The organism is Streptococcus sp. 210928-DFI.4.42 (assembly GCF_020554365.1).
Taxonomy (GTDB): Bacteria; Bacillota; Bacilli; order Lactobacillales; family Streptococcaceae; genus Streptococcus; species Streptococcus parasanguinis_S.
In genome coordinates, this window is sequence record NZ_JAJCHF010000002.1 from 18,482 (window position 1) to 40,832 (window position 22,351).

A 22,351-nucleotide genomic window follows, 5' to 3' on the forward strand; every position below is an offset into this window, starting at 1 on the left:
AATCATTCCTCTGACTCTATAGTAGACCAAGATCCATGTCGTAGAAGTAATCCCGTAGCAGAATCTCTTTCTGATTCACTTTTTTCTGATAAATCATTTCTTTCTACAAAGAATATAGGTGCTTTTACTGAAGGGGCAAATGCCAAAACTCGTTTTTCTTTATCTCGAATAGTAGCTTCTATTCTCAACTTAGCACGATTTATGTATGGCAGAGAGCACTTATATATAATTTTCTTATCACCTAGTTCATTAATCACTAAATCCATCGAATTATCGTTATAATAACCATAATTTGTATCAATATCAACAAACGATAGTGCTATATGTGTCTCAATATCCTTTAATTGTTTAAAACTAAATTCGAAAATTATTTCATCTTTTGGTGTCACTTGATTACTTGATAATAAATTAACTGTAAAATCCTCAATAATTTTTGCATTGGTTTCAATAATTTCCTGATCCTGAACCGAATCATTCACTGATTGGGTAGCATTATCGAAACTATATTGATTCGCAACATCATCTGGGTTGCCAATAACTTTTGTGAATCCATTCTCAATCAAAACTGCTTTGTTACAATACTTTTTAACAGCCCCCATATCATGGGTTACAAGAATTGTTGTTTTCCCAGATTTTTTACGTTCCATAAAGTAGTCATTACACTTACGTTGGAAAGCTTCATCTCCTACTGCAAGAACCTCGTCAAGAATAAGGACATCACCTTGTGCTTTGATAGCAACTGAGAAAGCCAAACGGACCTGCATACCAGAAGAGTAGTTTTTGAGTTTTTGATTCATAAATTCTTCCAGTTCTGCGAACTCAACAATTTCATCATACATAGCATCCACTTCTGCTGTTGTAAATCCAAGCATAGCTCCGTTCATATAAACGTTCTCACGGCCAGTTAATTCCGGATTAAATCCGACACCAAGTTCAATAAATGAAACCATTTTACCATTTACGATTACTTTGCCTTTTTCAGGTACATAAATTTGAGAGATTATTTTTAAAAGTGTCGATTTTCCTGATCCATTACGACCTACTATCCCAAAAAAATCTCCTTGTTCAACTTCAAAACTAATATCTTTTAAAACATGTTGTTCTTTATAGCCTTTGATACCTTTAAATCTATTTACTAAGGCTGTTCTAAGACTTAGAGTTGATTCTGTTGGAAGCTTAAAAAACTTACTAACATGGTCAACTTTAACTGCAATTTTCTTTTCTGTCATTAGAGAATCTCCGCAAATTTCTTAGCTTGTTTATGGAATATTAGATAGCCTAAAACAAATATTATAACTGGTAAAATATATGGGACAATTGCAAATATCTTATTTTCAATTAGGTCCCAACCTGTTAGACTACCTGAATAAACTATATTGTGTCGCAAATCTTGAATTATCTGAGCTAATGGGTTTAACATCATTAATTTAGCAATTGTGACCTGACCTCGTTGCAAAATAAATGTTAGTGAATAAATTATAGGTGTCGCATACATACCAGCCTGCATAACCACCTCCCAAATAGGGCCAATATCACGATATTTTACAAAAAGTGTTGCTAATACAAATGAAATTCCAGCAGAAAACAAAAACAATTCAATAAATAGAGGAAATACTGTAAACCAATTTATCGAAAAATTAACACCATTAATTAAAGCAAATACGAAAACTACTAATAAATTAATTGTATAGTTAATTGCTGCACCAACAACCGACGAAATAACAATAATTTCTTTTGAAAAATTTAATTTTCGTAACAAATCTCCTCTGGAAACCACTGACATCATACCCATATTTGTAGCTTCCGAGAAAAAATTCCATGTTACCATTCCAAGTAACAAGCCAATTGCGTAGTGCGGGGTTCCATCATCAAAACGTAAAAACCTAACAAACACTAAATACATTATTGTAAATAACATGAGAGGTTTCAAAATGGACCACAAATGCCCTATCAAACTACCTTGATATCTTAGTTTAAAATCCGTTTTTACCATTTCACGTAATAAAATTCTATTTTTCTGACTAAAAAAGTCTATCATTATTTTCTACCTCTATATATAAACTTAGATAAAATCAAGCTTGTAAACACAAAAGTGTGAAAAGCCCGGTTCTTCCGGTAACCATACTGACGAATCCGTCTCAAACGTTCTTTTAATGGAACATCCATAATGGTGACAAAATTTTCAATAATTTCTTTATTTTTGGGACTGACAGGCAGATCCAATAGATTTTTTGCTTGTTCTTGACTGGATTCAATGAGTTTCCAATATTTAGCAAACAGAATATGCGGACGAACCCAGTTTTTGATCCGTTTTCTAAGGGTACGAGCCCCCAGAACATTGCTACTGTGCTGACGGTACAATTCTGTTGGCTGATCGATATAGATGAGCTTCCCAAAGGCAGTGGCCAACAAGGCCAAATACCAATCATGCATGAGGAGATCATGTTTTTCTTGACCTGTCCATAACTCTGCCAACGCGTGGTTAATCATGGCCACACCGCCAGTTACCGTATTTTCTGTCAGCTCTTGAATCAGTTCTGTATTGGCATGATCAGACTGGGTGCGAATCATACTCTCATGCTGCACGTTCAAGTTTTCATCGACCACTTTTAAATCGGTGTAGACCAGCAAAGGCACTTCTTGAGGGTGCTTCTCAGCTTCTGCTACTTGAAGGGCAATCTTTGCTGGTAGCCAAACATCATCTTGATCACTGAAGCAATAAAGATCAGCTTTTTCATATTTCAGAAGCGTATGGAAGCTCTTAATAACACCAAGATTTTCGATAGCTCCTTGGTTGATAAAGCGAATGCGCTCATCCTGGGCCACCAACTCTTGAATGATCTTCACCGTACCATCTCTTGACCCATCATCTCGGATCAAGAGTTGCCAGTCTTGATAAGTCTGGTCTTGGATACTTTTAACCTGCTCTTTTAGATACTGTTCACCATTATAGGTGGACAACAAGATATTTACTTTCATGATAAGAATAATTCCTCGTACTCACCTACAATTTTTTCCCAGGTAAAGTTTTGCTTCATATTGGCCTTGGCTCGTTGCCCCCATTCAGATACATCTTCCAAAGGATCTACCTGATCAATCAAATGTGACAAATTTCCAGTTTCTTTAGTCCAATATTGAGCCGTGTCCTTAGCGACCGTTTGGTTAAAGGAGACACCTAAAACTAAATTGAGATCCGTCTGAGCGAGAGCCTCTAGGAGTCCAGGATTGGTCCCACCCACTTCATGACCATGGATATAGGCAAAGGCTTCTTTACGGATATACTTCAAGAGGTCTTGATCATAAACCGTTCCTACAAACTTAACACGAGGATCCTGATCAAATTCAGTCCGAGCTCGCAACTCTTCAAAATAGGGATTGCCTTCATGATTACAAATGATCACCAAATCCCGTTTGGTGGAAGAGGCCATAAATTCACGAATGGCGGTCTCGTAATTATTTTCTGGGACAAAGCGACCCAAAATTAGATAATAGTTTTTCTCTTGTGTCTGCCACTTGTGATAGAATTCTCGGACCTTATTATCCTGACTATTTAGGCTAGTCGGAGACAAGTCCGTTCCGTAGGCAATATAGGTCGTCTTGGACCACGGGTAGGCTTCCATGATATAAGACTCAATACCCGGGTTGTCAGAAATCACCAAGTCCGCATGGCGCGTCATGATCTTTTCAGAATACTTGAGATAGGCTTGAATCGGTTTAGCCCACTTGGCCCGCTTCCACTCCAGTCCATCTGGATTGATATAAAATCGTCCACCTATCTTATGGATCTTACGAGCAAAAGGGGCCACAAAGGCTCCAATTGTATTGCCCAAGACATAAAAAATAGGTTTTTTAATTCCTTGCTTCTTGATAATCTTCAGAGCATAGTTGATGGCCATCATATCATAGGCGATGACCCGTGCAGGCCCAAGTTTCGGCGCTTTAATGGTAAAACAATCGACACCCTTGTAGTCAAAATGATGATAGGCTTGATCGTTAGAAAGGCAAGCAACATGGTACTGGATATCTGGAGACACTTGATGGGAGACCAATTGGTCTACAAAAGTCTCAAATCCGCCATATTGAGCCGGAAGCCCACGACTTCCGATAATAAAAACGTGTTGCATAATATTCCCTTTCTAACAATTTACAGTCTACTCATTATACCATTTTCTAGGCTTTTTGCCTAATTCAAACAGAAAAGCGACCCTTAAGGGGGCCGCAAAATTATTTATTTTTCTCTGAAATCATCTTATTGATTAATAGAAAAGGATAAGGTCCACTATACTTTAGTATCTCTAGAAAAAACGGCACTATCTTCGAAAGAGAAGAATTAATATTTACTTTTTGAACTCCACGTTTAACATACTTATTTTTATCCCAATGTTTTCCAAAATACTTTTCCATAAAGACAATAATGTCTTTAAAATCTTGTTTTGTAGCCTCAGGGTAATTTAACAAACGATAAGTATGTCCAACACATAGGTGCTCAATTGCTAAATACTGTAGCTCAGACTTATAGGTTTCGAATTCATCATTAAATAAATCAAATAAATACTTTAATGAATCGTAAATATCAAATATACTCGATTTATTAGAATTCATGATAGATCCAGCTGTATTCACCGTATACTTATATATTGGTATTTGAATATAGTTCACGCTAGAACATAGGGAAGTTATATATGGCATCAAAGCAATATCTTCGTAAATCTTTCCTATAGGAAAACGGAATTTACTTAAGAATTCTGACCTATAAATTCTAGTCCAAGAAGCATGTTTTGTTAATAGGAAATAACGTAGATTCACTTCTTCAGATTCTAACTTTGAATAAAAAGGATTCACATTTAAGTGCTTAAGTAATTTCCCCTCTGAATCAACTAAATCAAAATCAAAGTAAATAACATCACTACCTTTATTCAAGATAAAGTTTTGAATATAATCTGGACAAATTGAATCATCAGGATCAATAAAAGTGACATATTCACTATCACTTACCAAATTAAGCCCTACATTTCTAGCAGAAGAAACTCCACCATTTTCTTTATTAAGGAGTTCAATAAATGAAAATCTATTTGAATACTCTTCTATGATTTTTTTAGAATTATCGGTACTTCCATCATTTACACATATTACTCTCAGTGAACATTCTTCAAGTTTATTTTGCTCTACAATACTGTCTAAGCAATTAGAAAGTAAGTTTTCCATATTATATACTGGAATAATTACAGTCAAATCGTAAGTCATTGTCTTCTCTCTTTAATTTTTTCTCTATAATAAATAATTGAAATACCAAACACATACACAATCATAACCACTAAAAATGCTAACGAAGCACCAAGCATCCCCCACGAATAGATAAATGTCTTAGTAATTAATAAAGTAACAACTAACATAGCAACATAAATAGCAATCAGCAGGTGTTGTTTTCGCATAATGGTAAGGATGTTTTCAAAAATAATCGCGACAGCGTACAAAACTCCAGCTAAAATCAAAATTGTAAATGATACCTGATAAGATGCTAAATCTAATCCAAAGACTAGTCCTAATACTTGGACTCCTAGTAAATAAGCTAAACAAACTACTAGTAACCCACCACCTATGATATAAAGCAAAAGTTTTTTGATAATCGAATCAAACTTCTCATATTCTTTGTCCACATACAAAAAAGCAAGTTGTGTAATCAAAGGACGAACCATGAGAATAATAAGGCTCATGAAAAAGACAGGCATGAAGAGAATATTGAAATCTCTTTGCATTCCTGTTTGTAATACTCCCTCAGATAAACCTCGCTCAATGATTAATTTAGGCTCATTCAAAACATAAAGTAGTATGAAACCGTTCAAGAAAAGTGGGAAACACTCCTTAAGGATATCCAGAGACTCATGAATCTTCCTTAGGTCAAATACTCCTCTCCAATTAATTGATTCGAAGTGATGAACAAACCTAAACTCATATAATAAAATAAAAAGTCCATTCCAAATGGTCAAAGCTAGCAAGGATGTAATAAGAGATTTTGAAATAAGCAAAGCTAGAAACAAGACCACCGTACTAGTCGAATAACGATAGAACATGGTCTTCCCTGCAATATCCATACGCTCACGTTGTTGAAACAATCCCTGAAAAAGATCAGAAACTGAATCCCAAGCTCGATATAAAATCATCAGAAACGCCATTAAAATAACAGACGAGGTATATCTATTCCCTCCTATTATCTTTAAATAAGGTAACAGTGTTACTATCATGGCAAGTATCGTCAGAATACGGGCTTGAAAGTACGCTCTAAACGAATGCTTCTGCCTTACATCTGTTCCATGATAATTTCGAACTTGAAAAAGACCGATAACTACCCAAAGAGTCCCGATAGACCATACCAAACTAAATTGGTCAGCAAGAGACGCCGAAGTCAATCGAGTAACGATTAAAAGGTATAAAACCGATACACCTGATGCTGCTAAATTTCCTAGCAGATTCCAAAAATATATCGTTTTTGCATCTGGAAGCTGACTTTTTTTACTCATCTTTTCCTCTCAAGGCAATTGTTTGTACTAAGTTTTTGAACTTTGTATCAAGTTTAGATAAGCGAACTGTTAATTGATATTGATTAATCAGTAGAAGGAAAATGATAAAAAGAAAAATAAAGTTTACAGCTGAAACAATTCCTAACGCACTCGCAATAATCTCAGCTAATTTTGGAAAGACGCTAAATATAAGCAATACTACTGAGAAGAAAATCCAAAATAGTGAATCATTAATTTGTACTTGAGATTTTCTAATCCCTCTAAGAATGAAGGTAACTGTCGCTAGAGATACAAAAATTAGAACAATTTGAAACCAAATAGTCATGGAGTCTAGCCTCTCTTTCTAAAGTTTTGAATGAGTAGAATTGACACAAACATATGTGTCATATATTTAATAGAACGAGAAAGAGTCAAATAACTTTCTCCCGCTTGTCTATCTTCCATTCTAACTTGTGCTTCCGCAACTTTTACACCATTACGGATTAGATAAGACACAGTATCTGGCTCTGGACCATAGTTAATATTGAGTGCAAACTCTTTAATTAAATCTTCTGAGAACATTCTCATTCCTGAAGTTGGGTCCTTAATTGTCTTACCAGTGGTAAGTTTAATAGCTGAACTAATTAAGATATTACCTAACATTCGTAAAGAATTTGGTCGTTTCTCTGTAACAAATCGAGAACCAATAACTAAATCAAAGCCATCATTGATTTTTTCTTCCAGGCCTTGAATATATTCTGGTAAGTGTTGACCATCTGCATCAAATTGCACCGCTTTTTTATAACCATGCTCATATGCATACCTTAAACCTGTTTGAAAAGCTCCCGCAAGACCGAGATTCACTGGCAAATCAACAATATTGTAATGATTCTCATGGCAAATTTGTGAAGTCTTATCACGAGAGCCATCATTGATAATGACGTAGTCATATTGAGGATAATTTTGAATGATGTTGTTAACAACATTTTCAATCGAGCCTTCTTCATTATAGGCTGGAATAATAATGAGTAAATCTGACATTTTTATACGTAGTTTCTCCTGAAAACTCTATTAAAAAGGTCAGTCAAATATATTCAAACCTATTTAACTGACCTTGATTCTCATTTCACTTCTTGTTTGTAAAACTCTTTCAAAGCATCTTGCCATGTTGGAATGACAAACCCTGTAGCCTTAGCCTTAGCCAGACTCATTGTTGAGTTAAATGGGCGTTTAGCTTTAGCTGGGAATTGGCTTGAATCAACAGGTTTCACTTCAACATCAGTATCTTTGAGGATTTCAACCGCAAAGTCATACCAAGTTGTATCTTCTGTTGCATCATTTGACAAGTGATAATAACCATATTCCTTACGGTTTTCAGCCAAATAAGTCATAAACTCTGCCAAAGTACGTGTCCATGTTGGGCGGCCATGTTGGTCATTAACAACTGTAAGTGTCTTGTGAGTCTTAGCAAGGTTTTGCATAGTGAAGACAAAGTTCTTACCATAGTTACCGAATACCCATGCAGTACGGATAATATAGTAGTTTGAAACATGTTTTTCGACTAACTCTTCACCCATGCGTTTTGTACGACCATACTCTGTCTGTGGATCTGGTTTGTCATCAACTTCCCATTCTTGTCCCACTGGTTTTTTCCCATCAAAAACGTAGTCGGTTGAGATATAAACTAAGGTTGCACCATGTTTTTCAGACGCTTTTGCTACATTTTCCGTACCAGTCACGTTGATGGCATAGTCTAACTCTTTTCCTTCATCTTCAGCAGCATCAACAGCTGTGTAGGCAGCACAGTGATATACCAAGGTTGGTTTTACTTCCGCAAATACCTCGTCTACTTTCTCTGCATTTGTGATGTCCATCTCAGCCACATCAACAGCCACATATTCTTCATTTCGTTCATCCAACAAATGGCGAAGTTCTGTTCCAAGTTGTCCATTTGCTCCTGTAATTAAAATCATGTTAAATTCCTTTCAAATGCTTTTTCCCTATCATTATAGCAAAAAAAGCAGAAGTTTTCTGCTTTTTACTTGCTTTTCTCTTTGATAACATAGATTGGACGTTTCTTGGTTTCCATGAAGATCTTACCAATATATTTCCCTAAAATTCCGATGGTCAATAATTGGAACCCTCCCAGGAAAAGAATCACTGTCATAAGGGATGGCCAACCTGAAGTAGGATCCCCAAAGACCAAGGTGCGGATTACAATCAAAATCATCATGATAAAGGCCAAAATCCAAGATAATAGCCCACCAATAAAGGCAATGTTTAATGGAGCATCCGAGAAATTGACAATCCCTTCAATCGAGTACTTAAAGAGGGACCAAAAATTCCAAGACGTCTCTCCTGCTACGCGCTCTACATTTTTATATTCGAGGTATTCTGTCTCAAATCCTACCCAAGCAAAAATCCCTTTTGAAAAACGATTGTACTCCGATAACTCCATGATAGCATCGACCATAGGTCGACGCATCAAACGGAAATCCCGCGCCCCGTCAACCATTTCCACTTGGCTAATATGATTGATCAATTTATAAAACATCCTTGCAAAGAAAGAGCGGATCGGTGGTTCCCCATCACGGGTTACGCGTCTCGTTCCGACACAGTCTAAATCCGGCTGTTCCTCCAACTTCTGCTTCATTTCGATCAATAACTCTGGGGGATCCTGCAAATCTACATCCATGACCGTCACATATTCACCACTAGCACGCTCAAGTCCAGCATATAGCGCGGCCTCTTTTCCGAAATTTCGAGAAAAAGAAAGGTAGTGCACATTTGAATCTGTAACATGTAGCTTTCGAAGAACGGATAGCGTACCATCTGAAGAGCCATCATTTATAAAAATATATTCAAACTTTTCTCCCATCTTCATCCGAACACGTTCCATTTCTCGATAAAACAATGGAATTGATTCTTCTTCGTTAAAACATGGGACTACAACTGATATGGTCATCTCTTACTCCTTGACTTATTCACTTTCTATTGTAACAAAAAACTAGGGTTTCCCCTAGTGAGATTTGCATTTTTAATAACAATTAATTTCTTAATTGATAAAACATTAATAAAATATAATAAATTGCAGGAATTACAGATGCATACAATACATATTTGGACTGTTTTATCGACAAAAAACTTTTTCCATTTGAAAAAGGAACTAACAAAATTAAAAATGATAAGAAGTACCTTCCTTGAACACCAGAAATTTTTTCAGATCCAACTTCCGTAACCTGTAAATAGAATATTAAATAGATTAATAACGAAACACCTATAAAAATCAGTCTAGAAAAAGAATTATATATAATTCTCTCTTTTTTATCGATTAATGGTTGCTCTGAATCCTGAATCTTAAAACTATTTAATATACTAAACAATGAAAATATAGAGATAATAACTGGCACCTGCATACCTCTTTGAAAATCAGAGTACCCCAATTGAAAATCAAAATAAGGAAAATCTAATATATTTTCAATAAAAACTCTTAGCGTTCTCAACGGATGAGATAGAATAAATTTCAATTGTTTTCCTTGATCTATTAGGGTATTCCCATAATAAGTAACATTCCCATTTATATCTTTTATACTAAGATACCAAACAATTGTTAAAAAAGCACAAAATAATAACGATGTAAATAAAAATATAATTTGAAATTTCGATAGTTTTTTATCTTTTATTCCAATGTAAATCATTGGTAAATATAACGCTAATACAGCAAATGCAGGCATTTTTGCTAAAACTAGAAGAACTGAAATAATTAATAATTTGACAAATTCTACACGTTTTATTTTAATAGAAAGTGCTATTTTTTGATAAAGATTCAACATATGTGCGACAAATAAAAATATCAAACCATAAGTTAATGTATCCGCAGAAATTGCTGTGAAAGATAGTATTACAGTTGGTATTGAAGCTATCATTAGTAGCGTCGCTTTTCCAAAAGGGAGTTTCCGAAATGCTAGGATTAATAAAATAAAGACTGATAAAAAACCAATCAACCTCAGAAAAATAAAAGATGAGATAATGTCTAGTCTGAGTATATTTGCAACCCAAGTTGCAAGTATATATGGTAAATATACAATTGGAGTATATACTGATGCAGGTATAGCATCCCGTGTCTTTACAAGTTTCTTACTTTTATTTAATGTTTTAAAATCATGTTTCCAATCTAAACTTAAAATATTTGGTGTTTTTTGACCGAGAGATTTAGCAATTGTTCCCATAGAACGTTGAATAAATTCTTGTTCTCCCTCAGAAATATATGTTTCTCCTTTTGGATTCAAATTATGAGAGTATGAAATAACTCGTGCATAATGAACCTGTTCATCATACCACGACATTGGGTAACGTACAAAAATTGAAAGTATACCTGAAAATAATATTACTATTAACATAAATAGATATACTTTTTTAAATTTACTAGTATCAATATTTAATAATTTATATATTTTTTTAATCATATCTTGTTTCTATTTTTAAAATTTAATGCTTTGTATCTGAAGAGACAATTCCTATTTAAATTAGTGTTTAATTAAATAAAATCATTTATTATTCAAATCCATTTGGATGTTTGCTTTGCCATCTCCATGCATCTTGGCACATGCGATGAATATCATATTGAGCTTTCCAACCTAACTCCTCACTTGCTTTCGATGGATCTGCGTAACAGGTTGCAATATCTCCAGCACGTCTCTCAACAATCTTATAAGGAATTGTTTTTCCTACCACATCTTCCATATTTTGAATGATTTCAAGAACAGAGTATCCTCTACCAGTACCTAAGTTATATATATTTAACCCTGAATCTTTTTCAAGTTTTCTTAATGCCGCTACATGTCCCTTTGCTAAATCAACCACATGGATATAATCGCGAACACCAGTTCCATCTGGAGTTGGATAATCGTTTCCAAACACATTAACATATTCTAGCTTTCCAACCGCTACCTGTGTTACATATGGTAAAAGATTATTGGGGATTCCATTTGGATTTTCACCGATATTCCCACTTTCATGAGCCCCAATTGGATTAAAATAGCGTAACAATACGATGTTCCATGAAGAATCTGCCTTGTATATATCTTGAAGTATCTCTTCAATCATCAATTTTGTTCTTCCATATGGATTGGTCACTGAAAGCGGAAAATCTTCTAAGATAGGAACAGTATGTGGATCTCCGTATACAGTCGCTGACGAGCTAAAAATAATGTTCTTACATTTTACTTCTTCCATAACTCGAAGTAATATCAACGTTCCGATTATATTATTTTCATAATATGTAAGCGGGATTTGAACTGATTCTCCAACGGCTTTCAATGCAGCAAAGTGAATCACCCCTGTAGGTTGTTCTTTTATAAATACTTCCAATAACTTCTCTTTGTCTCGAACATCTATATCGTATAATGCAATAGATTTATCAATAATCTTTTCAACTTCTTTGATACTTTTTTTACTACTATTTATAAAGTTATCTACCACCACTATTTCATGACCTGCATTAGTCAGTTCAATTAGTGTATGGGAACCAATAAATCCAGCTCCACCCGTTACTAAAATTTTTTGTTTCATTATTCTGTCCTTATTTTAAAAAATCATTACAATTATCCCATATTTTATGAATAATTTCAAAAGTTGTCCTATATTTTTCACCCCGCGCCTCCCCCTTTTCATGGTATAATAGAGTGAATCGATTACGGAAGGACACCTTATGTTAAAGCTGGGAATTATTGGTACGAGTTGGATTTCACATGAATTTATTACAGCTGCTCATCAGACAGGCCACTATCACTTGCATGCTGTGTATTCGAGAAAGATGAAGACAGCTCAAGAGTTTTGTGAGCCTTATGGGGCGGTCTCTTGCTACACGGATTTCATCGACTTCTTAGACAGTGAGCTGGATGTGATTTACATTGCTAGCCCCAATTCTCTTCATTTCGCTCAGGCCAAGCTTGCTATTCTGGCCAAGAAGCATGTCATCATTGAAAAACCGGCTGTGACCAAGCCTTCTGAATGGAAGGAGCTGGTCAAGCTCGCTAAGGAGCACCAGGTCTATCTCTTTGAAGCTGCCAGAAATTACCAAGAAGCAGCCTTTCAAGTAGTTAAAGACTTCCTCTCTAATCAGGAAATACTGGGCGCCAACTTCACCTTTGCCAAATATTCTTCCAAATTGCCAGCCCTTCTTGCAGGTGAGATGCCCAATATTTTCTCAGATGTCTATGCAGGTGGAGCCTTGATGGATCTGGGTGTCTACTGCCTCTACCTGGCCATTGGCTTCTTTGGAGCTCCAATCTCCAGTCACTACACCGCTCAGCAATTACCCAATTTGGTTGATCTCTATGGTCAAGGTGTCTTGATTTATCCAGAGTTTCAGGTTGCCATTCAGGCAGGGAAAAATATCACCAGCCATCTACCTGCTGAAATCTACACCAAGACTGGAACGCTGACTCTCAATGCTGTAGCAGCCATCAACCAGGCTCGCTTCGTCAGCCATTCTGGGGAAGTCATCGACCTTCCGGTCCAGCCCTGCCCACACCAAATGCAAGAAGAGGCGGAAGCCTTTGCCCTTGCCATCGCTCATCAAAAGCCAACTGCTTATCTTGAATGGTTACAAACAGCTGAGCAGGTCCATGAAACCCTCTACCAGATGCGTCAAAGCGCTGGAATACAATTTAAGGATGAAAAAGAATGAAAGAACAATTTCCACAAAGCTGGAAAGACCAGTTAGAAACACTCGGATTTGATACATTCACTGAAATTCAGGAACAGATCTTCTCCCCTATCTATGAAGGAGAAAATGTCCTCGGGATCAGTCCTACCGGTACTGGTAAGACACTCGCCTACCTCTTTCCGAGCTTGCTCAAACTCAAACCGAAGAAGGCCCAACAACTCTTGATTTTAGCTCCTAATACAGAGTTAGCAGGACAAATTTTTGATGTCACCAAACAATGGGCAGAGCCTCTCGGTCTCCAGACACAACTCTTCCTTTCAGGATCCAGTCAAAAACGGCAAATCGAACGCCTCAAAAAAGGACCTGAAATCCTGGTTGGGACGCCTGGTCGGATCTTTGAACTGATCAAGCTGAAAAAGATCAAAATGATGAATGTGGAAACCATCATTTTAGATGAATTCGACCAATTACTGAGCGATTCTCAGTACCACTTCGTCGCCAAGATCAGCCACTATGCTCCCCGTGACCACCAATATGTCTACATGAGCGCCACAGCCAAGGTCGATCCTGACCAACTAGAGGAAAATACTCTTCGCGTTACGGTTGATGGAGTTTCTTTGGATAATATCCAACATTTTTATATGCAAGTGGATAAGCGGGACAAGGTTGAATTGCTCCGCAAACTCGCCTACGTCGAAGATTTTCGTGGTCTGGCTTTTTTCAACAGCCTATCAGATCTGGGTAGTGCTGAAGAAAAACTACAATACCGGGGTGTCGAGGCCGTGTCGCTGGCCAGTGATGTCAATATCAAATACCGCAAGGTCATTCTGGAACGCTTCAAAGACCATCAGCTAACCCTCTTGCTGGCCACCGATTTGGTCGCTCGTGGAATCGATATTGAACATCTTGAGTGTGTGATTAACTACGATATTCCTCGTGATGTGGAGACCTATACCCACCGTGCCGGTCGAACAGGACGAATGGGGCGTGATGGCTATGTGATCACCTTTATCACCCACCCAGAAGAACTCAAAGCCTTGAAAAAATACGCTTCTGTCCGTGAACTTGTTTTAAAAAATTCCGAACTCTTTTTAAATGAATAAGAAAATCCTCTGCTAGTGAAAGAACTGCAGAGGATTTTTACGTTAATTTCCATTGTAATAGATGCGATGACTTTCAAGTTGGTAATCCAACAACTCATCCACCGTTACAAAGGTATAGCCTTGTGATTTGAGGTAGTCAAGGACGGTCGGTAGAGCGTCAATCGTGGTTTGATGGATATCATGCATGAGGATAATCGAACCCGGTTTGACTTCTTTTTTCACTTCATTGAGAATGGCCGTCGTATTATGAGTTTTCCAATCCAGGCTATCCACATCCCACATGATGAAAGACTGGTCTACACTGTATTGGATGGCGTTATTGATGGCTCCATACGGAGGGCGCGTGATCTTAGTTTGAACGCCTGTCGCTTTTTGAATAGCTTCTTGAGTATCCAAGATCTCTTTTTTAGCATTATCCAAGCTCAATTTTGGCAATTGAGGGTGATCCCAGGTATGGTTCCCGATTTGATGACCTTCTTTGCGGACTTGCTTAGCAATATCAGGATTCGCACTGACATTTTTTCCGACCATAAAGAAGGTAGCTTTGGCATTGTATTTCTTCAAGATAGCCAGTGCCTGAGGAGTCGTCGTTGGATCCGGTCCATCATCAAAGGTCAAGGCAATCATCTTACGATGGCGTTCTTCAATATAGGATTGGTAAGAAGCTAGATCATCAGGAAGCAAGCGCTCTGTATCAATCACGTCATAGAATTTAGATAAGGGAACAGTAAAGGTATCGTCGCCTTTAACCTTGCTTGGAAATGGAATGGTGAAATTCCCTTTTTCATATTGGAATTCCCATTGGCTCAAGTCCAACTCTGAGAAGTGGGCAACCATTTGATCAATGCTTTCCTCATCTAGCTGACGAAAGGATAGATTCCCTCGTAATTCCTCCAAAAAGATCTGCTTGGCTCCATCTGGATCCGCAAAAACCTGGCTGAGGGTCAGAGGGTTACTCTCATCATCCAAGTAAAAGAGGGGCAACTTCACCGTCTCATCTTTAATGAATTTTCCTTTTTTGTACTGGTATTCAGCCCGTTTGATTTGGATTGGGTGATAGCCAACAAAAGGCGCTTCTGCTTCTTCACTATGGTAGAAGGTCAGATGCTTAGGCTCTTTGGTTTTTTCATCGGTTCCTAGACGCTGAAGGTCTTCTTGGATCTTCTCTTTAATAATCTCAACAGGCTGTCCATCCTTAGTAGGATAAAAAGCGGTCACATAAGAAGTTCCTAAAATTCCTTCCTGAACCTGGGCATCTTTTCCTTTTTCAGAGCTTTTCTCTAATTGGGTGACCTTGGCAAACTGATCCTGATAGGCTTTTTGTTCACGAAGCCTTTGAATCTTTTGATACCCGATATACAAAAGACTCAGAAAAAGGAGATTTATAATGATTAATAAAATAGTTTTCGTGTGTTTGAATCTCATAACTTTATTATAGCAAATTTCTCTCGAAAAAACATTCCTTTTTTGAAAATGGTTTCATAAAAAAGAGGGCGACTGTCGTAGCCGACAGCGGCCCTTATTGTTAATCCCTCTTATTTTTCGCGAATGACTTCTACTTTATACCCATCCGGATCTACAACGAAATAGTAATTCGGTTGCGTCCCTGGAAGACCTTTTGGTTCTGTCACTTCATAGCCTTTAGCCTTGTGTTCCGCATTCAAACCTTCTAGATCAGGAGTACTCAAGGCAACGTGAGCATAGCCATCTCCGATGACATATGGACCATGATCATAATTGTAAGTCAATTCCAACTCATAGTCATCTCCAGGCAAGGCCAAATAAACAATCGTGAACTTGTAGTCTGGGAAATCTTTCCGACGTTTTTCTTCAAAACCAAAAGCATCTTGGTAAAAAGCGATTGACTTTTCTAAGTTTTCCACACGAAGGCAAGTGTGCAACATTTTTGAACTCATAGGTTTTCCTCTTTTCTATTTTTTAAAGATTATGAACGATTTTTTTTACGACTTTCCGTCTTAATGGATAATTTCACTTCAAAGATGGTCCCTTTTGGTTTATTATCTTTGACTTGAATGGTCCCTTTAAAGGCTTCTACGATCTGCTTAGCGAGGGATAAGCCCAAACCAAATCCACCTTTTTGACGGGTTCTGGCCTTGTCGACCCGGTAAAAACGATCAAAGATCCGTTTCTTATCCTCATCTCGAATCCCTGGACCATTATCCAGCACTCTCAAAAGAAGATTTTTATCCTTCAATTGAACTTCAAACTGGATCTCACCATCTTCATCGGTATATTTCAAGGCATTGTCATAAAGAATGGTCATCAATTGCTTGAGGAGCGTTCTATCAGAACAAATGACTTTGTCCACCTGATTGTCTCCTCGGAAGATTTTGCCATTTTCTTCCGCAATGATCTCAAAATTCGAGAAGGTCTGATCGAAAAAGCTTGGTTCGATATCTTCCATCTCTGGCTTCAAGCCGTCATCTCTTCGGGCAATATTGAGAAGGTTGGTAGTCAAAAGCTTCATATTTCGAACTTCATCCAAGCTGGATGCAATATTCTCACTCGATTCCATAATGGTCGCTTCAGGCTTTCTAAAAAGCGTTTCGAGGCGATTTTGCAGAACTGCTAAAGGCGTCCGCAACTCATGGGAAGCATTTTCCACGAAAGCCTTTTGCTTTTGCATACTCTCAAGAAGGGGCTTGACGCTGAGACGTGCTAAGAAGAGGCTAGCGAATAAGGAGATTCCCCAGAAGCAGATCATGATGAGAGCGATTTGACTTTCGTGCTCTTCACTGGTCTGCTCTAGTTGACTGATATTGGTCATGACAACCGCATACTTGATGTCACTATCACTTTCATCATCAGATAAACTCAACTCTGCCATATAGGCCCGGTAACTTTCTTTTTTCCCATAGCTATTTGTAATTTGAAGCTGGGAAACCTTGTTGAGGAGCTTCCGACCAAACGTCACCGTTTTGAAGTTTAAAAACCCATTACCGGTTGTCAAGTTTTCATATTTTTTATTAAGCAAAACAACAGTGGTATTGGATGTGACATCCCCTTTAGGTTCTGATTTATCATGATCTGGGATCATCATCTCATGATCATTATCATCTCCTTTGGTATTTGACTGTCGCTGGTCTCGATAAGCAATCGCTACAAGCGAGTAGGGATCCTGACTGAGAGTCTTGAGGTTCTCATCAACAGTTGTATAAAGACTCGAGCGCATGACCTGAATGATAATCAAGGTCATGGCTGAGAATATCAAAGTAAAGAGCCCAAAATATCGGATGAAGTAGGAAAAATCATCTTCTCCGACGGTTTTCTTAATTCTGGTTAGCATCTTTTAAGATATACCCCACACTGCGCAATGTTTGCAAGCTCTCAACGAAATCGGTACCTTTTAATTTTTTACGGATTTTTGAAACATATACCTCAACAACAGAGATGGCCGTATCACTGTCAAAGCCCCAAAGGCGATCGAAAATCTGTGTTTTTGGAAGGATGACATTTTGGTTTTGAAGGAAGTAGACCAGAAGATCAAATTCCTTCCCAAGAAGTTCCACTTCTTTCCCATCCACATAAGTCGAATTGGTAGATAAGTTGACCTTCAAATTGCCATAATTAAGGGTGTTTTCATTGACCTTTCCTGAGCGCTTCAAGAGGGCTTGAATCCGCATCTTAAGCTCTTCTAGGTAGAAAGGCTTAGTGAGGTAATCGTCTGCCCCTAGCTCAAATCCGTGTCCCTTGTCATCCAGACTTTCTTTGGCTGTCATGATCAAAACAGGGGTTGTCACGCCTTTTTCACGCAATTCTTTCAAGACATGGAAACCGTCTTTTTCAGGAAGCATGAGGTCCAGCAAAATCAAATCATAGATCCCGCTTTCTGCTTCGTAAAGGCCTTCTTCTCCGTCAAAGACCTGCATGACATCCGCAAAATCATCTAAAAAATCAAATACTGAATTTGACAAACCAAGGTCATCTTCGACCAATAGAATTTTAATCATTATCGTATCCTCTTCTCTTTCGTGAGCGAGTCTTTCTAATCTATTCTTAACCATTATAACACGACTTGCCTTCATTTCCTATAGTTTAGAACCTGGTTTTATGATCAAATTCAGCCTGCCTGAGGAAGGCTAATTCTATGAGTTTGTCGTGTTTTCTTTGTTACTTTGACTATCACTCGTCTTGTTTTTATTTTTTGAATTCTTCTTGTTGGACTTTTTAGAGGAACCCTGGTTCCCTTCTTGTCCGCCAGATTGGTTCATGCCGTTATCTGGACCATTCCCTTGTGGGCCACCATTGCCTTCCTGTGGCATCTGACCAGGTCCGCCACCTTGTGGGCCGCCTTGTCCTTGGCCACCACCTTGTGGACCACCGCCTTGAGGACCGCCATCCTGTGGGCCACCATTTTGCTGGTTTCCTTGTGAAGCATGGCCATTTTGGCTATTTTGTTGCTGATTAGATCCTTGGTTCTGACCCGTTTGGACTGGTTGAGAAAATTGTTGGTTATTGGAGGATTGAGAGGCGATGACACCGACACCAAAGCCGCTTCCAGCACCAACTAACAATCCACCAACTGCTGCCATGCCAATCCACCACTTAGGACTTCGTTTTAGGACAACCATTTTTTCTTTGGATTCTTGCGTTTCGACTACTTGTTTTGTTTCTTTTTGATTCATCTTTTTACCTTTTATCTTTTTGTACAAGCACTTGTCTTTTAAAAATTTAAAGGGAGCTCGATCCTTTAGTAAAGCGATTATACTTCAGGAGTCTTAAGCCTGCCTAAATTTTTACTTAAAAAATCCTAAAACAAGTGTGGGCTATTGACAGGTTGAGCCCCTTATTGTAGAATAGTTACCATAAAATAAATACGAGGTTAACTGTTATGAAGAAAATCTTTCCCTTAGTTCTCATCTCCATTGGAGTGGCCATGATCTCCGTCCTATCTCAATTCACCATTCCCTTTGGTCCAATTCCTTTGACCCTGCAGACACTCATGATCGGGATCATCGGGACCATCTATAAACCCAGCCATGCCTTTGTCACAGTCTGTCTCTACCTACTTTTAGGCTTCTTAGGTTTTCCAGTATTTGCCGGCGGTGCTGGTGGCGCTTCGCATTTCCTTGGTCCTACTGCTGGTTTCCTCCTCTTCTTCCCATTCCGAGCATGGATCACGTCTCTGTTCACGAGTGCTAAATCCAGCCTTGTCACTATCTTTTTGGCCAATCTCCTCAGTAGTGCTCTCCTCTTTGTGTCAGGAGCTATCGGCTTTATGCTGGTCACGCATACCGATCTCCAAAAAGCATTTACTTTGGTCGTTGCTCCCTTTATCCTTGCTGACCTCATCAAACTGGTCATCATCACGATCACCAGCAAGGCAATTTTTGCCAGCCTCAAACACCACTGGTATTTCAAATAAGATACAAAGTCCACTAAAAAATCGATACAGAAATTTCTGTATCGATTTTTTTAAATCTATTTTGTCGCAAGGATAGCGGCTTCTACTGCTGCTTTCTCCCGCTCGATAAGATCAATACGAGCTGCAATTTCTTTAATTCCCATCTTGATATTACGGCTGATCGCCATATCATCCAATTGAGGCTCAAAGAAGGCCTTGTATTCATTCAACCGTTCACGGGTCTTGAAACAGTTAGCTGGGTAGATGACAAACTTATCAAAGCTCATATCACCACCGAGGGCTTTCTTGATCCAATCCCAGTTTTCACGCGCCCAAGTCCAAGTTCTTCCTTGGGTAAAGTCATCATGCAAGAAGTTGTAGTACCAGCTCATAGCCAAGTCCTGAGGTTTCACCACATCCTTGTTCTTCCACTCTTTCAATAGAGCTTCCAAAGTTTCCTCATCCTTGGTATAAGAAAGTGCAGCCGCCAACTGGCGTTTAAAGTTCCCATCTACTGTCTTAACATAAGTATCCAGGTATTGTTGGCTAAGCTCCTTGGTTTCCTGGTGCTTGATTTGGTTGACCAAGATTTGCAGGCGGATGGCAGCTGGAAGTTTTTCCAAATCATCTGCATGCGCTTCAAAGATAGCGCTCGCTTGAGCTTTTGCAGCTTCATCATTGGCCTTGATCATATTAGCAATCATTAGCTGACGAACTTTTTCGTCTTCTTCTGATTCACCAGGCTTAGCTTCTAGACCCAAGCGTTCAAAGTTGTAACGGTTCAAGTGTTTCAACAACTCATGGAAGGCAGCTTCTGTTTCAGTTCCTTCATCCACAAAGAGACTGATTCCAGCTAAGACGCTCGAAACAGCTGAAACAACCAAGTAGGAACTTTCTTCAGTCAAGTGTTCAATCACTGGCAAGAGGCTTGCATAAGAAATTTGACCACTTTCCGCTAAGAGACGGCGTTCTTGAACCACTTGTAGTTTCGAAGTGCTATCCAAGCTAGCAAGGTCAGCAAGGATGTCTTCCAACAATTCCCCACGGTAATCACTGATATAATGAGCCGTATTTTCTGTATTGAAGCGAAGAGCTCCGGTATTAGCTTGTTTCAAGGCACTATAGTTTGGAATTTCTAAGACTTCTGTTTCCAAAGTATCTGGAATACCTGTCCAGTTGCTGTTCAAAGGAACAACCCACTTGCGACCTTTTTCTTCTTTTTCTCCGATAAAGAACTGCTCTTGACGGATGATCAAGGTGTCGTTCTCTACAGAAGCTGAGACAACAGGGTATCCTGGTTGCTCCAACCAAGAATCCATAAAGGCTGCGACATCACGACCTGAAGCTTGCCCAAGAGCATCCCAAAGGTCACGACCGATAGTATTGCCGTATTGGTGTTTTTCAAAGTAGATCTTCAACCCTTTACGGAAGGCGTCATCGCCTAACCATCGACGAAGCATGTGCATAAGACGGCTACCCTTAGCGTAAACGATTGCTGGGTCAAAGAGAGTGTTGATCTCGTCTGGGTGTTTGACTTCCACATGGACGGATTGAACGCCATCTGTAGCATCGCGTTTCAAGGCAGCAGGCACTCCAGTTGTTTGGAAGTCTTCAAAGATATTCCAGCTTGGTTCAATGGCATCCAAGCTGACATATTCCATCATATTGGCAAAGCTTTCATTCAACCAAAGATCATCCCACCATTTCATGGTCACCAGGTTTCCGAACCATTGGTGAGCTAATTCGTGAGCTACGACCAAGGCTACTGTTTGTCGGCTTTGGGCCGTAGAGTTTTCATCTACTAGAAGGTAGACTTCACGGTAGGTTACCAAGCCCCAGTTTTCCATCGCACCTGAAGAGAAGTCTGGAAGGGCGATATGAAGAGATTGAGGGATTGGATACTTCACACCATAGTAGTCTTCGTAGAATTCAATAGCACGAACTGCAATATCTAAAGAGAAATCTAAGTTTTCTAATGGGTGAGCTTTTGTTGAATAGACTCCGACAAGGGTTCCATTCTTAGTCTTAGCTGTCACTCCTTGAAGATCTCCGGCAGCAAAGGCAAGGAGGTAAGAAGACATCCGTGGAGTCGTAGCAAATTTCCAAATTCCTGTTTCTTTGCGGTTTTCCACATCGATTTCAGGCATATTTGAAAGGGCAATTTCCCCTTCTTCTTGGTCAAATTTCAAAGAAAGATCGAACGTTGCTTTGGCTTCAGGCTCGTCCACACTTGGAAAGGCTTCACGCGCAAAATGGCTCTCAAACTGAGTAGAAAGGACTTCCTTCTTCACACCATCAATGCTGTAATAAGATGGGTAAATCCCAGTCATATTGTCTGTGATCTTACCAGAATAGGTCAGGGTAACTGTCACTTGACCTGTGCCTTCCAATTCAACATAAACTGCTTCATTGGCATCATCAACCGTAAATGGACGATCTTGACCTGCTACTTCTACTGTTTCGATGGTCAAATCCTTTTGGTGAAGCGAGATCTTGTCCGCCTTGGCTTGACCTGTGATCACCACACGACCGCTAAAGGTCTTGGTTTTACGACTTAAATCCAAAAACACTTCGTAATGTTCTGGAACGAATGTTTCTACAAAATGTGCAACTGCTTGCATAATTTCCTCCTTTAAATGTTTTACGCTTTTCCAATCAAAAGCCCTAATAAAACTATTTTATCACAAAGTTGGGATAAAAGAAAAGACAAGCATGA

At 38.6% G+C, this 22,351-nt stretch carries 21 protein-coding genes; 3 read left to right on the forward strand and 18 right to left on the reverse strand.

Translation table 11 applies throughout. The annotated features are described in order from the left end of the window. Positions 1-2: 2 nt before the first annotated feature. From LIZ08_RS00950 to galE, 12 genes are all read right to left on the reverse strand, one after another. A complete protein-coding gene (locus LIZ08_RS00950) occupies positions 3-1,229 on the reverse strand; it encodes an ABC transporter ATP-binding protein (protein WP_227038084.1) in 1,227 nt (408 codons plus the stop codon). After that, complete coding sequence (locus LIZ08_RS00955) at positions 1,229-2,038, reverse strand: ABC transporter permease (protein WP_049474777.1); 810 nt, start codon at positions 2,036-2,038, stop codon at positions 1,229-1,231. Before LIZ08_RS00955 ends, LIZ08_RS00950 begins: the two co-directional genes overlap by 1 nt. Continuing rightward, on the reverse strand, positions 2,038-2,979 hold the full coding sequence (locus LIZ08_RS00960) for a glycosyltransferase family 2 protein (RefSeq protein ID WP_227038085.1): 942 nt from the start codon (positions 2,977-2,979) through the stop codon (positions 2,038-2,040). Before LIZ08_RS00960 ends, LIZ08_RS00955 begins: the two co-directional genes overlap by 1 nt. After that, complete coding sequence (gene cps2T / locus LIZ08_RS00965) at positions 2,976-4,124, reverse strand: beta 1-4 rhamnosyltransferase Cps2T (RefSeq protein WP_227038086.1); 1,149 nt, start codon at positions 4,122-4,124, stop codon at positions 2,976-2,978. The genes LIZ08_RS00960 and cps2T overlap by 4 nt, the downstream gene beginning before the upstream one ends. A gap of 100 nt (positions 4,125-4,224) precedes the next feature. Next, complete coding sequence (locus LIZ08_RS00970; RefSeq protein WP_227038087.1) at positions 4,225-5,244, reverse strand: glycosyltransferase; 1,020 nt, start codon at positions 5,242-5,244, stop codon at positions 4,225-4,227. After that, positions 5,241-6,518: a lipopolysaccharide biosynthesis protein gene (locus LIZ08_RS00975; RefSeq protein WP_227038088.1), complete on the reverse strand. Its 1,278-nt coding sequence runs from the start codon at positions 6,516-6,518 to the stop codon at positions 5,241-5,243. Before LIZ08_RS00975 ends, LIZ08_RS00970 begins: the two co-directional genes overlap by 4 nt. Beyond that, the gene (locus LIZ08_RS00980) at positions 6,511-6,843 is read right to left on the reverse strand and encodes a DUF2304 domain-containing protein (protein WP_037611849.1); all 333 of its coding nucleotides are present in this window, start codon (positions 6,841-6,843) and stop codon (positions 6,511-6,513) included. The genes LIZ08_RS00975 and LIZ08_RS00980 overlap by 8 nt, the downstream gene beginning before the upstream one ends. A gap of 5 nt (positions 6,844-6,848) precedes the next feature. Beyond that, on the reverse strand, positions 6,849-7,544 hold the full coding sequence (locus LIZ08_RS00985) for a glycosyltransferase family 2 protein (protein ID WP_173018418.1): 696 nt from the start codon (positions 7,542-7,544) through the stop codon (positions 6,849-6,851). A gap of 74 nt (positions 7,545-7,618) precedes the next feature. Then, positions 7,619-8,470 (reverse strand): dTDP-4-dehydrorhamnose reductase, encoded by an 852-nt coding sequence (gene rfbD, locus LIZ08_RS00990; RefSeq protein ID WP_227038089.1) that lies wholly within the window; start codon positions 8,468-8,470, stop codon positions 7,619-7,621. Positions 8,471-8,535: 65 nt separating this feature from the next. Next, the gene (locus tag LIZ08_RS00995; RefSeq protein WP_227038090.1) at positions 8,536-9,462 is read right to left on the reverse strand and encodes a glycosyltransferase family 2 protein; all 927 of its coding nucleotides are present in this window, start codon (positions 9,460-9,462) and stop codon (positions 8,536-8,538) included. A gap of 82 nt (positions 9,463-9,544) precedes the next feature. Continuing rightward, on the reverse strand, positions 9,545-10,963 hold the full coding sequence (locus LIZ08_RS01000; protein ID WP_227038091.1) for a DUF2142 domain-containing protein: 1,419 nt from the start codon (positions 10,961-10,963) through the stop codon (positions 9,545-9,547). An 88-nt stretch (positions 10,964-11,051) separates the two neighbouring features. Further along, the gene (galE, locus tag LIZ08_RS01005) at positions 11,052-12,068 is read right to left on the reverse strand and encodes a UDP-glucose 4-epimerase GalE (protein WP_227038092.1); all 1,017 of its coding nucleotides are present in this window, start codon (positions 12,066-12,068) and stop codon (positions 11,052-11,054) included. A gap of 139 nt (positions 12,069-12,207) precedes the next feature. Between galE and LIZ08_RS01010 the strand changes: the two genes are divergently transcribed. Together LIZ08_RS01010 and LIZ08_RS01015 are read left to right on the forward strand one after the other, a co-directional pair. Next, complete coding sequence (locus tag LIZ08_RS01010; RefSeq protein WP_227038093.1) at positions 12,208-13,188, forward strand: Gfo/Idh/MocA family protein; 981 nt, start codon at positions 12,208-12,210, stop codon at positions 13,186-13,188. Then, positions 13,185-14,270, forward strand: a complete 1,086-nt coding sequence (locus LIZ08_RS01015; RefSeq protein ID WP_227038094.1) for a DEAD/DEAH box helicase — start codon at positions 13,185-13,187, stop codon at positions 14,268-14,270. Before LIZ08_RS01010 ends, LIZ08_RS01015 begins: the two co-directional genes overlap by 4 nt. Positions 14,271-14,312: 42 nt before the next feature. Here the strand turns inward: LIZ08_RS01015 and LIZ08_RS01020 are convergent, their stop codons facing one another. The 5 genes from LIZ08_RS01020 to LIZ08_RS01040 all read right to left on the reverse strand — a co-directional run bounded on the left by LIZ08_RS01020 (position 14,313) and on the right by LIZ08_RS01040 (position 18,916). Then, positions 14,313-15,695, reverse strand: a complete 1,383-nt coding sequence (locus LIZ08_RS01020; protein ID WP_070666109.1) for a polysaccharide deacetylase family protein — start codon at positions 15,693-15,695, stop codon at positions 14,313-14,315. 110 nt (positions 15,696-15,805) lie between these two features. Continuing rightward, positions 15,806-16,186 carry a VOC family protein gene (locus LIZ08_RS01025; protein ID WP_003006623.1) on the reverse strand — a complete coding sequence of 127 codons (381 nt, stop codon included), beginning with the start codon at positions 16,184-16,186 and terminating at the stop codon, positions 15,806-15,808. Positions 16,187-16,215: 29 nt separating this feature from the next. Further along, the gene (locus tag LIZ08_RS01030; RefSeq protein WP_049490912.1) at positions 16,216-17,577 is read right to left on the reverse strand and encodes a sensor histidine kinase; all 1,362 of its coding nucleotides are present in this window, start codon (positions 17,575-17,577) and stop codon (positions 16,216-16,218) included. Then, positions 17,561-18,241: a response regulator transcription factor gene (locus LIZ08_RS01035; protein ID WP_227038096.1), complete on the reverse strand. Its 681-nt coding sequence runs from the start codon at positions 18,239-18,241 to the stop codon at positions 17,561-17,563. Before LIZ08_RS01035 ends, LIZ08_RS01030 begins: the two co-directional genes overlap by 17 nt. Positions 18,242-18,376: 135 nt before the next feature. After that, entirely contained in the window at positions 18,377-18,916 is a 540-nt protein-coding gene (locus LIZ08_RS01040) for a hypothetical protein (protein WP_003006614.1), read from the reverse strand. Between the two features lie 206 nt (positions 18,917-19,122). Here LIZ08_RS01040 and LIZ08_RS01045 point away from each other — a divergent pair, with 206 nt between their 5' ends. Then, the gene (locus LIZ08_RS01045) at positions 19,123-19,656 is read left to right on the forward strand and encodes a biotin transporter BioY (RefSeq protein WP_003006609.1); all 534 of its coding nucleotides are present in this window, start codon (positions 19,123-19,125) and stop codon (positions 19,654-19,656) included. A gap of 56 nt (positions 19,657-19,712) precedes the next feature. Here LIZ08_RS01045 and LIZ08_RS01050 read toward each other — a convergent pair whose 3' ends face one another. Next, on the reverse strand, positions 19,713-22,256 hold the full coding sequence (locus LIZ08_RS01050; RefSeq protein WP_125826263.1) for a M1 family metallopeptidase: 2,544 nt from the start codon (positions 22,254-22,256) through the stop codon (positions 19,713-19,715). Between the last annotated feature and the right edge of the window lie 95 nt (positions 22,257-22,351).